This window comes from Streptantibioticus silvisoli (genome assembly GCF_027947535.2).
Classification (GTDB): Bacteria; Actinomycetota; Actinomycetes; order Streptomycetales; family Streptomycetaceae; genus Streptantibioticus_C; species Streptantibioticus_C silvisoli.
In genome coordinates this window covers 71,845-87,138 of sequence record NZ_JAAGKO020000015.1, presented here as the reverse complement: position 1 = coordinate 87,138, position 15,294 = coordinate 71,845, and the positions used below count along the sequence as shown (strand labels likewise).

Genomic DNA, 15,294 nt, shown 5'->3' with positions numbered 1-15,294 from the left:
CGCCCACCCCACACCCCGCCCGCGCCGAACGGAACGGGTCCGCCGCCCCGAACGGAACCCGTGGGCCACCCCGGACAGCACCGGTCGGCCACCCCGGACGGGCCCGGCCGGCCACCCCGGACAGCACCGGTCGGCCACCCCGATCGGGACCGGTCGGCCACCCCGGACAGCACCGGTCGACCGGCGGCCACGGACCCCCGGACGCCCCCGGAGGGACCCGTCAGCCGCGCCGGGCCAGTACGTGCAACTGGGTCGCGATGGAGCGGAACGCCGGCAGCGCGGCGGCCGCCAGTTCCAGCTGGAGCAGCGCCTCCAGCTGCCCCGGCTCGGTGTCCACCAGCACGCCCGGGACCAGGTCGGCGAAGACCCGCACCCCGTGCACTGAGGCCACGTCCAGGCCGGCCGCGGTCACCAGCCGGGTCAGGTCCTCGCCGGTGAAGCGGCGCGGCAGCGGGTCGCCCTCGCCCCAGCGGCCGTCCGGGTCGGCCAGCCCGCGCTGCGCCTCGGTGAAGTGGCCGGCGATGGCCCGTGCCAGCACCGCGCCGTTGCGCCCGGCCGCCAGCAGGCTCAGCGTGCCGGACTCGCGCAGCGCGCCCACCACGTTGCGCAGCGCGCCCTCCGGGTCCTCGACGTACTCCAGCACGCCGTGGCACAGCACGACGTCGTACGCCTCCCGGTCCACCACGTCGAGCAGCCCGTGGGCGTCCCCCTGTACGGCGCGCACCAGGTCGGTGACCCCGGCCTCGGCGGCGCGGCGCTCCAGGGCGAACAGCGCGTCGGGGCTGGGGTCGACCACGGTGACGCGGTGGCCGAGCCGGGCGACGGGCACGGCGAAGTTCCCGGTGCCGCCACCGGTGTCCAGCACGTCGAGCGCGTCGTCGCCGCTGCGGCCGCTGTGCTTGGCCTGCCGGTCCAGCGCCTCCCGCAACACCTCCCAGACCACAGCGGTGCGCAGGGACGCTCGGGGTCGCAACGGGTCTGACACGGCGGGGTGTCTCCTCAACGCGGCATCGCCACCGGCTGTGGGCTCGCGATGCGGAACGGACTCGGCCGTCCCCACCCTAGAGCCTCCGCACCTCCCGGGCCCCTCACCCGTCCACCCCGCGGGACGGCCCGTTCCCGGCCCGGACCAGCGCGATCACCCCGGCGGCCGGCCTCCCCGCCGAACTCCCCGTCGTACCCGCCGCCGCACCCCCGCCGCACCCGCCGCCGGGCCCCCTTCGTATCCGCTCGTATCCGCGCGGCGGCGGGGACGACGGCAGGGGTGACGGCGGGTGCGGGCCCGGGGTCAGGCCGGTTCGGCCGCGGCCGAGGGCAGCGGGGCCTGGAGGGCCAGCAGCCGTTCGACGATGCGGGCGAACATCGACACGGCCCGCACCAGGTCGTCGGCGTCCCGGTCGGTGGCGGCACCGGTTATCCCGGCCTCGGCCCGGGCACGGCGGGCCGCGCCGGAGGCGAACAGGGCGCTCCACTCGGCGAGTTCGGGCGCGGCCTCGGGCAGCACCTCCCAGGCGCTGCGTATCCGCTTGCGGCGATGGTCGGCCTCGGGGTGGGCCCGGACCGCCAGCACGGCGGCGGCGACCCGCAGGGCGGCGAGATGGGCGGTGGCGTAGCGCTCGTTGGGCGCTTCGAGCGCGGCGGCCTCCGCCAGTCCGGTGTGCGCCTGGGCCAGCAGGTCCAGCGCGGCGGGCGGGGCGGGCGCCCGGCGCGTGACGGGGTGGATGTCGCTCGGCGGACCGGACACCGGGGCGGTACCGGCGGTGCGGCGCGTACGGGCGTTGGCGACCATGGGGACCCTCCTGTCGTGGAACGTGAGCGTGCTGTCGAACCGTTGCTGTCGAACACCGCTGCCGGACCGGGTGGCCCAACCGCTGTTCCCATAGTGGGGCACACCACTGACAATCGACCCTGACCTGCGAAAACACGCGTTTCACCGCCCCCTGACGGGCAGGCGGGGAAGGAGGGGAGAATCTGTGCATGAACAGCGCACGACGTGAGATCACCCGGCGCAGGTTGTACGAGGCGGCCGTCACGCTCATCGCGGAGCAGGGCTTCTCCGCCACCACGGTCGACGAGATCGCCGAACGCGCCGGAGTGGCCAAGGGCACGGTGTACTACAACTTCGGCGGCAAGAACGACCTGTTCACCGAGTTGCTGCGGCACGGTGTGGGCACGCTGACCGAGGCGCTGCGCCGGTCCGCGCACGACGCGCTGGCGGCGGGCGGGTCGAGGACCGAGGCGCTCGACGCGATGATCGGCGCCGCACTGGACTTCGTCGCCCGCCGTCCGGCGTTCACCCGGCTCGTCGTGGCCGAGCTGTGGCGCACCAACCGGCCCTGGCAGGCAACCTTGGTGACCGCCCGTCAGGAGGCCGTCGCGGTGCTGGAGACGGTGCTGGCCGAGGCGGTGGAACGCGGCGAGCTGGACGAGGCCACCGATGTGCCGCTCACGGCCTCCGCCTTCCTCGGGATGATGCTGTCGACCGCGCTGGACTGGCAGGCGTTCCAGCCCGGCCGCGACATCACCGAGGTCCACGCCGCACTCGCCCGCCTGGCGCGTTGCCGCACCGGAGGAGTGGTGGCCTGACGGGCGGTTGACGTAAGCGGTGCCGACGGAGTGATGCGCCGGTGCGGCCGGTTGACGCGACGGACGCTCGCACGTGGGGTGCGGTGGCGGGCGGTTGACGCGCGGGTGCGGCCGGGTGGGATGGCGGTGCGGCCGGTTGACGCGACAGGCGCTCGCGGGTGACGTGCGGTGGCAGGCGGTTGACGCGACGGTACGGCCGAGTGGGCCGGCGGTGCGGCCGGTTGACGCCTCGGGCGCGCTCGTGGCCGGGAGCGGGCGGACCGGCGGGGAGCGTGCGCGGCCGGCCGGTTCGCACCGGTCCGTTTCCCCCGCCGTCACGCTCCCCGCGGCCCCCGGACGCGTGGTCCGGCCTCCCCCGGTCTCCCGTCCCGCGGACCGCCATTTCCCCCGAACCGGCCGCCCGTGGACCCCCGTTCCCCCGGTTCCCCCGTGCCTCGCGCGCCTTCCGGCACCGCCGCCCCGTGTCGGCGGTGCCGGAAGGGCCGCTCACGGGGACCACTCTGCCCGGCCGGCGGCGCCGCGCCCATCCGTCGCGCTACTCATCTCTCGCTCTGAGTAGGAGTACTCACCTGGCGGACCGGATTGTCGGTGGTGCCCGATACAGTCCCTGGCATGGCACGGATCGCGGTGATCGGCGCGGGCATGGGCTCGCTGGCGGCAGCCGCCCGGCTGGCCGTCGCGGGCCACCGGGTGGTCGTGTACGAGCGCGCGCGGACCTACGGCGGCGGCGTCGGGCAGCTGGCGCGGGACGGTTTCGCGTTCGACACCGGACCGGGGCTGCTGCTCCTGCCGGCCGTCTACCGGGACCTGTTCGTCAAGACGGGCAGGGAACCGCTGGAGCAGTGCGTGGACCTGGTCCAGGTCGATCCGTCCGGCCGCCATCTGCTGGCGGACGGCAGGGAGTTGACGTTGCCGAACGCCTCACGCGGCGGTGTCGTGGCGGCGCTGGACAAGGCGTTCGGCGGCGGCGCCGGCGAACGCTGGAGCACGGTGCTGAACCGGGCCCGCGAGGTCTGGGAGGTCACCCGGCGCCCGCTGCTGGAGGACACGCTCGCGCCGGACACCGCGCCGCTGGGCCGGGACCCCTACCCGGCGCCGCGCCGCGGCCTGCTGCGCCGCGCGGTGCCGCCCACGATCGCGTCCGTCGGCCGCCACGAGCTGCGCGACCCGGGCCTGGCCGCGCTGCTGGACACCGCCGTGCTGGAGTACGGCCTCGACCCGCGCTCGGCGCCCGCGAGCGCGACGGTGCTGCCGTACATGGAGCAGACCTTCGGCACCTGGTACGTACGCGGCGGCCTGCGGGCGCTGGCCGACGCGGTGTACGCGCGCTGCCTGGCACGCGGCGTGGAGTTCCGGTTCGGTACCGGTGTCGAGGAAGTACCGGAGCGGGACGGCCGGGTGGACGGCGTCGTGCTGAGCGACGGTACGCACCAGGCGGCCGACGCGGTGGTGCGCGGCACCCCGGGCCGCGCGCTCGACGGCGACACCGGCCGGCTGACCGTCTGCCTGGCGCTGCGCGGGCCCCGCCCGCCGGACACGGCCCACCGCACCGTCGTCCACGGCCTGGCCGCACCGCACGACGGCACGCCGGACGGCCCCGCTCCCACGGTGACCGTGCTGCGGCCCGACGACCCGGCCCTGGTCCCCGACGCGGACCACGAGGCCGTCCGGCTCGGCGTCACGGTCTGCCCGCACGGCCCCGGCGCGGTGGACTGGGACGCGCCCGGGTACGCGCGGGCGTTCGCCGACCGGGTCGTGGCGGCGGCCCGGGCGGCGATACCGGACCTGCCGGAGCGGGAGCTGTGGCGCGTGGTGCGTACCCCGGCCGACACCGAACGGGAGACCGGCGCCCCGGGCGGTGCGGTGGCAGGACCGGCGCTCGCGGGGGCGGCCGGCGCCTACCTGCGGACCGCCAACCGCCCCGGACCGCAGGGGCTCTACCGGGTCGGCGGCTCGGCGCACCCCGGCGGCGGCCTGCCGCACGCGGGCATGTCCGGCGCGATCGTGGCCGATCTGCTGGCGGGCGGCCCCGGCGGCAGCCGCTGACGAGGCGGTGCCTTCTTCACCGGTGACCAGCCGCTGGGGCCCGCTCACCGGTGACGGGCCCGCTGGGGCTGCCCAGCGGTGACGGGCCGCTGGGGCCTGCTCGATCGCTGGGCGTCAACCGCGGGCGCTCAGTCGTCCCCCGCACCGGTGACCGGTCGCCGACGTCAACCACAGGCGCCGGCGGGTCCGGTTCACCGGCGACCGGCCGTGACGGCGTCACGCACCGCCGACGTCACCGGCCGGAAGCGCCGGCCGGCAACAACGCCCGCGTCAGCCTCCGCCCGCCTCAGTACCCGTACCCCTGGTACGACTCGTACTGCGGGTGGGGCTGTTGGCCGTAGGGGTCGTCCGGCGGCTGCTCGTCGGGGGCGGGGGCGGGGGTGCCCTGCTGGGGGATGTGCTGCTGCTGGGCGGCGTAGGGATCGGCGGTCCAGGTGCCGTCCTGCGGCGCGGCGTCGTAGCCGTAGGGCTGTTGCTGGTACGGGTCCTGCGGGTAGCCGTCGGTGCCGTACTGCGGCTGCTGGTAGGCGGTCTGCCCGTAGCCGGACTGGGGATAGCCGTTCAGCGGGGCGCCGGGCTGCTGCTGGGCCGCGTAGTCCGGCTGGGCCCGGTACGGGTCCGTGCCGTAGTCGGGCTGCGGGGCGTACGGGTCGGCCGGGTAGGGAGCGTAGGACGGGTCGTGGCTCGGCTGCCCGGCGGTGTCGGGGGCGGCGTAACCGGCGGCGTAGGACGGGTCGTGGGCGGGGGCGCCGTTGGCGAAGACGTCGTCGTCCGGGGCGGCGGGCCATCCGGTGCCGGGTGCGTCGGCGCCGTAACCGGGAGTGCCGTGGCCGTCGGCGCCGTAGCCGGAGGTGCCGTTGCCGTACGGGTCGCCGGCGTGGGAGGAGCGGCCGGCGTACACGCCGTACTCACCGGTGTCGTCCGGCAGCGGGGTCGGCGAGTACACCGGCGCGTCGGTCTCCGGTGCGCCGTCCGGGGCACCGTCGTACGCGGCACCGTCATACGTAGTGCCGCCCGACGCGTCGTACCGCTCGCCGTAGGAGTCCTGGGCACCGTAAGGGGCATGGTCGGCGTAGGAGTCCTGGTGGCCGCCCTCGTAGCCGCCGCCGTAGGCGCCTTCGTACCCGGCGTCGTAGGCGGCGGTCGCGGCAGTGGTCGCCGCCGTCTGCCGGGTGCCGTCGTCGAAGGCGTCGAAACCATCGGAGGAGCCGGAGGTGTCGAAACCGTCGAAGCCATCGGAGGTGCCGGAGGCGTCGACAGCCTCGAAGGTGGCGGTGGCATCGAGGTCCTGCCCGGCGGCGGGTTCGGCGAACGGGTCGGCCGCCCCGGGCGGTCCGACCGGGCCGGCGCCAAGGTCCGCGTCGGGGTCCGCGCCGGGACCGTCTGCCGCGGTGCCGCGCCGGCGGCGACTGGAACCGGGTTTGCCGCCGAGCGCCCAGCCGGTGCTGAAGCCGCGCCGGTGGGAGAGCGTCACGAAGGTCTGGCCGGTGCCGAACGCCAGCGCGCCCACCACGATCAGGATCACCTGGGACGCCGCCACTCCGGCGGCCACCCCCAGGAACCCGGTGAAGGCCAGCAGGCGCCAGCGCAACCGTGCCTTGTGCTGGAGCAGCACTTCGGCAAGCAACCACAGCGCGACGACACCGAATGCGATGTAGAGCACCGTGTAGCCCATGTCCGCACTTCCTCACGTTCACCCCGCCGCCGGTGGGCGGCGGGGATCGCCGATCGCGGAGCCCTGTCAGGACCTGTGGTGCAGACCCAGGTTCTCGTAGATTTCCAGGGACGCCGTTGAGTGGTTCAGGGTAATGAAGTGCAGACCGGGAATCTCCTCGGCCATCAGTTCGCGGCACATCTCGGTCGCGAAGTCGACGCCGATGGCCCGGACCGCGGCCGGATCGTCCTTCACAGCGAGGATACGGTCGGCCAGTGCGGCGGGGAACGGCGCGTTGCCCAGCTGGGCGAAGCGCTCGATCTGGCGGACGTTGGTGACCGGCATGATCTCCGGGATGATCGGGGTGTCGCAGCCGGCCGCGGCCGTGCGGTCGCGCAGCCGCAGGTAGTCGGCCGCGTCGAAGAACATCTGGGTGATGGCGAAGTCCGCGCCGGCCCGGCACTTGTCGACGAAGTGCCGGGTGTCGGTGTCGGGGTCGCTGGAGCGCGGGTGCATCTCGGTGAACGCGGCCACGCCGACGCAGAAGTCGCCGGACTCCTTGATGAGCCGGACCAGGTCGGCGGCGTAGTGGACGCCCTCCGCGTGCGGCACCCACTCGCCCATCGGGTCACCGGGCGGGTCGCCGCGCACCGCGAGCATGTTGCGGATGCCGGCGTCGGCGTACTGGCCGATGATGTTGCGCAGCTCGGCGATCGAGTGGTTGACGGCGGTGAGGTGCGCGCAGGGTGTGAGGGTGGTGTCGGACACGATGCGGTCGGTGGCCCGTACGGTGCCCTCGCGGGACGAGCCGCCGGCGCCGTAGGTCACCGAGACGAACGTCGGGCCGACCGCCTCGATGCGGCGGATCGCGTTCCACAGGGTGCGTTCGCCCTTGGCCGTCTTCGGCGCGGCGAACTCGAACGAGTAGGACTGTTCACCGGAGGCGAGCAGCTCACGGATGGTGACCGCGCGATCGGTCCTGGTCGACGACGTTCCAAGGGCCATACCGTTCAGGTTATCCGCCGCGGGAGCCGGACCATAACCGGTATCTCAGGACACCGTGCGGAACGTGGCCGGTCAGCCACCCCTTGCCGCGCCTCCGCGGTCTCCCCCGGCGCCCCTCCCGCACGTTCCGCCGCTTCTGCCACACCCTCCGCCGCTTCTGCGGACCCTCCCGCCCCGGCCCCGTCCGCGCGCCACTGCCTCCTCCCGCCGCGGCCCCCGTCCGCCCGCCACCGTCGTCCGGGCTACCGGAGCGCCCCGGCCACCGCGGCTACTCGCCGGACAGCGGCACCGCGCGGACCGCTGCCGCCAGCCGGGTGGCCGCGGCGGCCGGGTCGGGGGCCTCGGTGAGGGCGCGGACCACCACGACGCGGCGCGCGCCGGCCGCGAGAACCTCGCCGAGGTTGGCCGGATCGATGCCGCCGATGGCGAACCACGGGCGGCCGGTGCCGAGCCCGGCGGCGTAGCGGACCAGCGGCAGGCCGGGGGCGTGGCGGCCGGGTTTGGTCGGCGTGGGCCAGACCGGGCCGGTGCAGAAGTAGTCGGCGCCCGGGTCGGCGGCGGCCGCGGCGGCCTCGGACTCGACGTGGCACGACCGTCCGATGATCATCTCGTCGCCGACGAGGGCGCGGGCGGCCGGCACCGGCAGGTCACCCTGGCCCAGGTGCAGGATGTCGGCGCCGGCGGCGTGCGCGACGTCGGCGCGGTCGTTGACGGCCAGCAGCGCGCCGTGGCGGCGGCAGGCGTCGGCCAGGACCGCGAGGTGGTCCAGCTCCTCGGCGGCCTCCAGCGTCTTGTCCCGCAGCTGGACGACGTCCACGCCGCCGCCGAGCACCGCGTCGAGGAACGCGGGCAGGTCGCCCTGGCGCTTGCGGGCGTCGGTGCACAGGTACAGCCGCGCGCCGGCCAGCCGGGCCCGCAGGGCGGCGGCGCGGCCGGCCGGCGCCGGGGCACCGCCGGGGCGTTCCGGCGCGGGCACGGCGGAGACGGCCGGCCCGGTGGGCCGGCCGTCGGTGGTACGGGTCATGCGGGACTCCCCTGGTCGGCCCGTGCCGGACCGGTCAGGGGCGGGCCGCACGGAGTCAGAGGGCGAGCGCCTGTGCCCTGCGCTTCACCTCGGTACCGCGATTCTCGCGCAGCGCCTGCACGGGCGTGCCGGGCAGGGTCTCGTCAGGGGTGAACAGCCACTGGAGGGCCTCCTCGTCGGTGAAGCCGTCGTCCTTCAGGAGCGTCAGCAGGCCGGGGAGTCCCTTGAGCACCTTGCCGTCCGTGAGGAAGTCGGCGGGAACCATCAGCACCCGGTTCTCCCCGCGGCGGACCGCGATGAACTGGCCCTCCTTGATCAGCGGGCGGATGCGGGTCACTTCGAGGCCCAGTTCCTCCGCCACGTCGGGCAGGGTCATCCAGGACGGTACGAGGGCGTCAATCTTGGTGTCGATCTCGGTCACGGGAGCAAGCCTGCCATCCCCCGGCGACAACCGGTACCCGCGGTGGCGCCCGCCACTCGGCCCGGGCTACCGCCCACCGCGTCCGCCACCCGGGCCACCGCCGCCCACCGCAGCCGCCGACCGGGCCACCGCCGCCCACCGCGTCCGCCACCCGGGCCACCGCCGCCCACCGCAGCCGCCGCCCGGGCCACCGCCGCCCACCGCGTCCGCCATCCGGGCCACCGCCGCCGACCGCAGCCACCTCCCCGGGGCCACCACGCACCGCAGCCACCACCCGGCCCACCGCCGACCGCAGCCGGCGCCGGCTACCCCGGCCGGACCACGCTCTTGAGCGGGACCGCGGGGTCGGCGAGCGCGGAGCGGTCCAGGCGGGTGCCGCGTTCGATGAGTTTGCGGCCCTGGGCCAGGTCACGGGGGCGGCCGACCGCCAGCAGGGCGACCAGTGCGCCGTCGCGCAGCCAGCACACCGACCAGGCGGTGTTGTCGGGGTCGCCGCGCAGGACCAGCTCGTCGCCGTCGCCGTGGTGGCCGGCGTACTGCACGAAGCGGCCGAACTGCTCGGACCAGAAGTACGGCACCGGGTCGTAGGGCTCGTCGCCGCCCAGCAGGTTGGCGGCGGCGGTCAGCGGGCCCTGGACGGCGTTGTCCCAGTGGTGGATCAGCAGCCTCCCGCCGTAGCGGCGCGAGGGGAACGAGGCGCAGTCGCCGACCGCGTAGATGTCGGGCAGCGAGCTGCGCAGCCGGTCGTCGGCCCGCACCGCCAGGTCGCCGTCGAGGTCGACCCCGGACCCGGCCAGCCAGCCGGTGCCGGGGCGGGCGCCGACGCCGATCACCACGGCACCGGCCGGCAGGTGGGAGCCGTCGTCGAGGGTGACGCCGGCCTGCGCGACGCCGGCCACCCGGCGGCCGGTGAGCAGCGTGACGCCGGCCTCGGCGTACCAGCGGGCCATCACGTCGCCGACGAACCCGGGCAGCACGCCGGCCAGCGGGCGCGCGGCGGCCTCGACGACGGTGACCGGGCAGCCCGCCTCGGCCGCCGCGGTGGCGAACTCCGCGCCGATCCAGCCGGCCCCGACCACCACGACGTCGCGGCGGGCCGCCAGCACCGGGCGCAGCGCCTCGGCGTCGTCGACGGTCCGCAGGACGTGCGCGTCGCGGCGGCCGGAGATGCCGGGCAGGGTGCGCGGTTCCGCGCCGGTGGCGATGACCAGCCGGTCGTAGGGCACCGAGCCCTCGGCGGTCAGGACCTCATGGCGGTCCGGGCGCAGCGAGGTGGCCCGCACGCCCAGCCGCAGATCGATGGCGAGCCCGGCGAAGTCGACGTCGAGCGCGGGGTCGTCGACGGTGCCGAGCAGCAGGGCCTTGGACAACGGCGGCCGGTCGTAGGGGCGGTGGGGTTCCTCGCCGAGCAGGGTCACCGAGCCGGTGAAGCCCTGTTCGCGCAGGGCGACGGCGGTGCGCACCCCGGCCATCCCCGCGCCCGCCACCACGACCCGCCGCATGTTCTGATCCACGCTCACCGCCTCACCGTAGCGCCGTACGGCCCGTACGCCGTGCCGCCGGGCGGGAACGGCCGGGTATGGTGACGCCCGTACTGCACTCGCGGGAGCCCGGCGCACCGGGCTGAGAGGGCGGCTGGACGGCCGCCGACCGTAGGAACCTGATCCGGGTCATGCCGGCGAAGGGAGGAGAGGCGTCATGCGGGCGGAGAACGTGTCCGACGTGGTGGTCGTCGGCGGTGGGCTCATCGGACTGGTGACCGCCTGGCGGGCGGCGCAGCGCGGGCTGTCGGTGGCGGTGGCCGATCCGGAACCGGGCGGCGGGGCCGCGCTGGTGGCGGCCGGGATGCTCGCGCCGGTGACCGAGGTCCGGTACGGCGAGCAGCGGCTGCTGGAGCTGAACCTGGCGTCGGCGCTGCGGTATCCGCAGTTCGTGGCGGAGCTGACGCAGGCGTCCGGCACCGATCCGGGCTACCGCCGGTGCGGGACGCTGGCGGTGGCGCTGGACGCGGACGACCGGGCCGAGCTGCGCGATCTGCACGCCTTCCAGCAGCGGTTGGGGCTGTCGGCGCAGTGGCTGACCGGCCGGGAGTGCCGGCGACTGGAACCGCTGCTGGCGCCCGGGGTGCGCGGCGGGCTGCGGGTGGACGGCGACCACCAGGTCGACCCGCGCCGGCTGGTGTCGGCGCTGCTGTGCGCGGCGGAACGGGCCGGGGTGCGCGTGCACCGGGCCCGGGTGGACCGGGTCACGGTGACGGCCGGCCGGGCCACCGGGGTGGAACTGGCGGGCGGCGTCCGCCTGTCGGCCGGCCAGGTGGTGCTGGCGGCGGGTTGTCGCAGCGGCACGATCGGCGGGCTGCCGCCGCGGGTGGTCCCGCCGGTGCGGCCGGTGAAGGGCCAGGTGCTGCGGCTGCGCGGTGCCCGGGGGCCGGCCGGTCCCGGGGCGCTGCTGGGCCGGACGGTACGGGCGGTGGTGCGCGGCGGCCACCTCTACCTGGTGCCGCGCGAGAACGGCGAGCTGGTGGTGGGCGCGACGACGCAGGAGAGCGGCTGGGACACCTCCGTCACCGCGGGCGGCGTCTACGAGTTGCTCCGCGACGCCCGTGAACTGCTGCCCGCCATCACGGAGTTGACCCTGACCGAGACCCCGGTCGGCCTGCGCCCCGGTTCGCCGGACAACGCGCCGCTGCTCGGCCCGACCGCGCTGCCCGGCCTGTCGCTGGCCACCGGCCACTACCGCAACGGGGTCCTGCTGACCCCCGTCACGGGTGACGTGATGGCGCAGGTGCTGACGGGCGGGGGGCTCCCGCCGGAGGCACGGGCGTTCACCCCGGGGCGGTTCGAGGGGGGCGACGGGGATGTCGTCCATGGGGACGCCGTCCATCAGGGCGTCCCGGGGAATCCGGTGGTCGTATGAACGTCATCGTCAACGGGATCTCCCGCGCGTACCCCGAGGGGCTGACGCTCGACCGGCTGGTCGCCACGCTGATCCCCAGCGGTTCCCGGGCCGGCGGGCCGCGCGGGGTGGCCGCCGCCGTCAACGGGACGGTCGTGCCGCGCGGAACCTGGCCGGGGGCGGTCCTGGCGGACGGCGACCGGGTCGAGGTACTGAGCGCGGTGCAGGGCGGATGAACGCGATGACGGAGGGCTCCGGAGCGGACGCGACGGTTTCCGGCGGCGCGGTTTCCGGCGCAACGGTTTCCGGCGCAACGGCTGTCGGCGGCGCGGCTTCCGGCGCAACGGCTGTCGGCAGAACGGCTATCGGCGGCGCGGCCATCGGCGGAACGGCTTCCGGCGGCGCGGCCATCGGTTCCGTGGCCGACGCCTCCGCCCCCGGGGCCGGCGCGGGCGGGGACGATCCGCTGGTCGTCGCCGGGACCGCGTTCGGTTCGCGGCTGATCATGGGCACCGGCGGCGCGCCGAGCCAGGAGGTGCTGCGCCGGGCGCTGGTCGCCTCCGGCACGGAACTGACGACGGTGGCGATGCGGCGGCTGGCGCCCGGGGTGGCCGGTTCGGTGCTTCAGGTGCTGGCGGCCTGCGGGGTGCGGCCGCTGCCGAACACCGCCGGGTGCTTCACCGCCCGGGACGCGGTGCTGACCGCACGGCTGGCCCGCGAGGCGCTGGGCACCGACTGGATCAAACTGGAGGTGGTCGCGGACGAGCGGACCCTGCTGCCCGATCCGGTGGAGCTGCTGGAGGCGGCGGAGATCCTGGTGGACGACGGCTTCACCGTGCTGCCGTACACCAGCGACGACCCGGTGCTGGCGCGGCGGCTGGAGGACGCCGGCTGCGCGGCGGTGATGCCGCTGGGCGCGCCGATCGGCTCGGGGCTGGGCATCCGCAACCCGCACAACTTCCAGCTCATCGTGGAACGCGCCGGGGTGCCGGTGATCCTGGACGCCGGCGCCGGTACGGCCTCCGACGCGGCGCTGGCGATGGAGCTGGGGTGCTCGGCGGTGATGCTGGCCTCCGCGGTGACCCGGGCCCGCGAACCGGAGCTGATGGCGCACGCCATGCGGCACGCGGTGGAGGCCGGCCGGCTGGCGTACCGCGCCGGGCGCATCCCGCGCCGGCACTTCGCCGAGGCGTCCTCCCCGACGGCGGGCCTGGCGTCGTTCCCCGACCCGGAGCGGCCGGCCTTCGGCCCCTGAGGCGGCCGCGGCGACGTGACCGGCGGTACGGTCCACGCCCGGCCGGTCCGGTGTGCTCCGGTCCGGCTCGCTCCGGTCCACCGCGGCCCGGTCCGGTGCGCTCGATGCACTCCGGTCCACCACCGGTACCGCACGGGTCCACCGCGGCCCGGTCCGGCGCAGTCCCCCACCGTCCCGCGGCTTCCGCCCCGCGGCGCACCCGGCGGCCCCGGGCGTTCCGCCGCCGTCACGGTTGTGTTCCGGTACCGCACCGGGCGTGTCGTGGCGGGGACGGGGGCGGGGACGGTGTCCTTGACGGCTCGTACACTCCCCCTGTGGATACGACCATCAAGGATCCGCTGGTCGGGCAGGCGCTCGACGGCCGGTATCTGATCGAGTCACGGATCGCGGTCGGCGGGATGGCCACGGTCTACCGGGCCGTGGACACCCGGCTGGACCGCCTGCTGGCCGTCAAGGTCATGCACCCCGCGCTGGCCGCCGACAGCGCGTTCGTCGACCGGTTCATCCGCGAGGCGAAGTCCGTCGCCCGCCTCGACCACCCCAACGTGGTCAACGTCTTCGACCAGGGCAACGACGGCACGCACGTCTACCTCGCCATGGAGTACGTGGCCGGCTGCACGTTGCGCGACGTGCTGCGCGAGCGCGGCGCGCTCCAGCCGCGCGCCGCGCTCGACATCGCCGAACCGGTGCTGGCCGCGCTGGGCGCCGCGCACCGCGCCGGTCTGGTGCACCGCGACATGAAGCCGGAGAACGTCCTGATCGGGGACGACGGCCGGGTGAAGGTCGCCGACTTCGGCCTGGTACGCGCGGTGGGCACCGACACCACCAGCAGCACCGGTTCGGTCCTGGGCACCGTCTCCTACCTCGCGCCGGAGCAGATCCAGGACGGCGTCGCCGACCAGCGGTCGGACGTGTACGCGTGCGCGATCCTGCTGTACGAGATGCTGACCGGCGCCAAACCGCACAGCGGCGGCACCCCGGCGGCCGTTCTCTACCAGCACCTGCACGAGGACGTGCCGCCGCCGTCCGGGCTGGTCCCGGGCCTGGCGCCGGCGCTGGACACCCTGGTGGCGATGGCGGCCTCCCGCGACCCGGGGCGGCGCCCGGCGGACGCGGTGGAGATGCTGGCGGTCGTCCAGGACGTACGGGCGGCGCTGTCGGACGAGCAGCTGGACGCCGTTCCGGCCACCGCGTTCCCGGCGGGCGCCCCGGCCGACGCCGAGGGCACCACCGTGCTGCCGCGCACGCCCGGCGCCCTGCCGGACGAGGCCGGGCGGCGGCTGAACCACACCACCCGCATGCAACTGCCGCCGGACCTGATCCGCGCGGACGACGGCGCCGACGACGGCCCGGCCGCCGCGGCCGGCGGCCACCGTGCCGCGCCCGCCCGCTCACGGCGCGGCCCGGTCGCGCTGCTGGTGGCGCTGGTCGTCCTGCTCGGCGGCGGCGCGGTCGTGTGGTACGTCAGCGCCGGCCAGTTCACCAACGTGCCCGCCGTGCTGGCCATCAGCCAGGCCCGCGCCGAGCAGCGGCTGCGGTCGGCCGGCCTGGGGGCGCACGTGTCGCAGGCGTACAGCGAGACCGCGGCCAAGGGCACCGTCATCTCCACCGACCCGGGCCCCGGCGGCCGCATCCGGGGCAACGGCGTGGTCGACCTCGTCGTCTCGCGCGGCCCGCAGCGGATCGACGTGCCGCGCCTGGCGGGCCTGCCGCTGGCGAAGGCCCGGCAGCGCGTCACCGCGGCCGGGCTGACCCCCGGCACGGTCTCGAAGGTCTTCGACGCCAACGTGCCGGCCGGATCGGTCGTCTCCACCACCCCGGCGGCCGGCACCCCGCGCCGGACCGGCGACGCGATCGCGCTCACCGTCAGCCGCGGCGCGGCCGTACCGGTGCCCGACGTGGTCGGCTCCACCGTCTCCGACGCCGAACAGGCCCTTCAGGCGGCCGGGTTGAAGGCCGACGTCTCCGGCACCCCGGTCTACTCCGACAACGTGCCGAAGGACTCGGTCGCCCAGGAGTCCCCCGGCGCCGGCGGCAAGCTGGCCAAGGGCGACACCGTGCGGTTGTCGGTCTCCAAGGGCCAGCAGCTGTTCAAGGTCCCCGACGTCACCGGCGAGAGCACCGACGACGCGAAGAGCGCGCTGAAGAAGGCCGGCTTCCAGGTCAGCGTCATCAACCTGTTCTTCACCGGCACGGTCTTCAACGAGTCGCCCGGCGGGGGTTCGATGCAGCCGAAGAACACCACGATCACCCTGTGGGCCCGCTGAGGGCCCCCTGACGGCCGGCTGACGGGCCGCTGAGGGCCCGTTGACGCGGCGCTCGTCCCGGCCTCGCGGCTCCGGGGCGCTGCTTTCGGCTCCGGGGCTCGGCTCTTCGCTCCGGGTCACGGCTCTCGGCTCCGGCCTCGC

The 15,294-nt window shown here is 75.8% G+C and carries 12 protein-coding genes, 1 pseudogene and 1 riboswitch; of the genes and pseudogenes, 6 read left to right on the top strand and 7 right to left on the bottom strand.

Features of this window, described 5'->3' with window-relative positions:
- Positions 1-220 precede the first annotated feature (220 nt).
- Both POF43_RS12770 and POF43_RS12765 read right to left on the bottom strand, forming a co-directional pair.
- On the bottom strand, positions 221-985 hold the full coding sequence (locus POF43_RS12770) for a methyltransferase (RefSeq protein ID WP_271325722.1): 765 nt from the start codon (positions 983-985) through the stop codon (positions 221-223).
- A 303-nt stretch (positions 986-1,288) separates the two neighbouring features.
- The gene (locus POF43_RS12765) at positions 1,289-1,789 is read right to left on the bottom strand and encodes an SAV_6107 family HEPN domain-containing protein (protein ID WP_271325906.1); all 501 of its coding nucleotides are present in this window, start codon (positions 1,787-1,789) and stop codon (positions 1,289-1,291) included.
- Positions 1,790-1,977: 188 nt separating this feature from the next.
- On the opposite strand from POF43_RS12765, the gene POF43_RS12760 reads away from it, so the two are divergent.
- Positions 1,978-2,586, top strand: a complete 609-nt coding sequence (locus POF43_RS12760) for a TetR/AcrR family transcriptional regulator (protein WP_271325907.1) — start codon at positions 1,978-1,980, stop codon at positions 2,584-2,586.
- 612 nt (positions 2,587-3,198) lie between these two features.
- Positions 3,199-4,632: a phytoene desaturase family protein gene (locus POF43_RS12755; RefSeq protein WP_271325815.1), complete on the top strand. Its 1,434-nt coding sequence runs from the start codon at positions 3,199-3,201 to the stop codon at positions 4,630-4,632.
- A gap of 1,384 nt (positions 4,633-6,016) precedes the next feature.
- On the opposite strand, the pseudogene POF43_RS35310 reads toward POF43_RS12755, so the two are convergent.
- From POF43_RS35310 to POF43_RS12730, 5 genes and pseudogenes are all read right to left on the bottom strand, one after another.
- Positions 6,017-6,307 (bottom strand): annotated as a pseudogene (locus POF43_RS35310) (hypothetical protein); the annotation flags it as partial.
- Positions 6,308-6,373: 66 nt separating this feature from the next.
- Entirely contained in the window at positions 6,374-7,291 is a 918-nt protein-coding gene (metF, locus tag POF43_RS12745; protein WP_271315375.1) for a methylenetetrahydrofolate reductase [NAD(P)H], read from the bottom strand.
- A 268-nt stretch (positions 7,292-7,559) separates the two neighbouring features.
- Positions 7,560-8,315 carry a thiamine phosphate synthase gene (thiE, locus tag POF43_RS12740; RefSeq protein ID WP_271325990.1) on the bottom strand — a complete coding sequence of 252 codons (756 nt, stop codon included), beginning with the start codon at positions 8,313-8,315 and terminating at the stop codon, positions 7,560-7,562.
- A 55-nt stretch (positions 8,316-8,370) separates the two neighbouring features.
- Positions 8,371-8,736 (bottom strand): Rv2175c family DNA-binding protein, encoded by a 366-nt coding sequence (locus tag POF43_RS12735; RefSeq protein WP_271325989.1) that lies wholly within the window; start codon positions 8,734-8,736, stop codon positions 8,371-8,373.
- Between the two features lie 305 nt (positions 8,737-9,041).
- Positions 9,042-10,238 carry an NAD(P)/FAD-dependent oxidoreductase gene (locus POF43_RS12730; protein ID WP_271322904.1) on the bottom strand — a complete coding sequence of 399 codons (1,197 nt, stop codon included), beginning with the start codon at positions 10,236-10,238 and terminating at the stop codon, positions 9,042-9,044.
- Between the two features lie 90 nt (positions 10,239-10,328).
- A riboswitch (TPP riboswitch) is annotated at positions 10,329-10,441 on the top strand.
- Between POF43_RS12730 and thiO the strand changes: the two genes are divergently transcribed.
- The 4 genes from thiO (at position 10,435) to pknB (ending at position 15,153) form a co-directional block, all read left to right on the top strand.
- A complete protein-coding gene (thiO, locus tag POF43_RS12725; protein ID WP_271322903.1) occupies positions 10,435-11,652 on the top strand; it encodes a glycine oxidase ThiO in 1,218 nt (405 codons plus the stop codon). It overlaps the preceding riboswitch by 7 nt.
- Positions 11,649-11,867 carry a sulfur carrier protein ThiS gene (thiS, locus tag POF43_RS12720; RefSeq protein ID WP_271315379.1) on the top strand — a complete coding sequence of 73 codons (219 nt, stop codon included), beginning with the start codon at positions 11,649-11,651 and terminating at the stop codon, positions 11,865-11,867. The genes thiO and thiS overlap by 4 nt, the downstream gene beginning before the upstream one ends.
- A gap of 269 nt (positions 11,868-12,136) precedes the next feature.
- Positions 12,137-12,886, top strand: coding sequence for a thiazole synthase (locus POF43_RS12715; RefSeq protein ID WP_372515983.1), 750 nt, complete (start codon positions 12,137-12,139; stop codon positions 12,884-12,886).
- A 314-nt stretch (positions 12,887-13,200) separates the two neighbouring features.
- The gene (gene pknB / locus POF43_RS12710) at positions 13,201-15,153 is read left to right on the top strand and encodes a Stk1 family PASTA domain-containing Ser/Thr kinase (protein ID WP_271322901.1); all 1,953 of its coding nucleotides are present in this window, start codon (positions 13,201-13,203) and stop codon (positions 15,151-15,153) included.
- Positions 15,154-15,294: the final 141 nt, after the last annotated feature.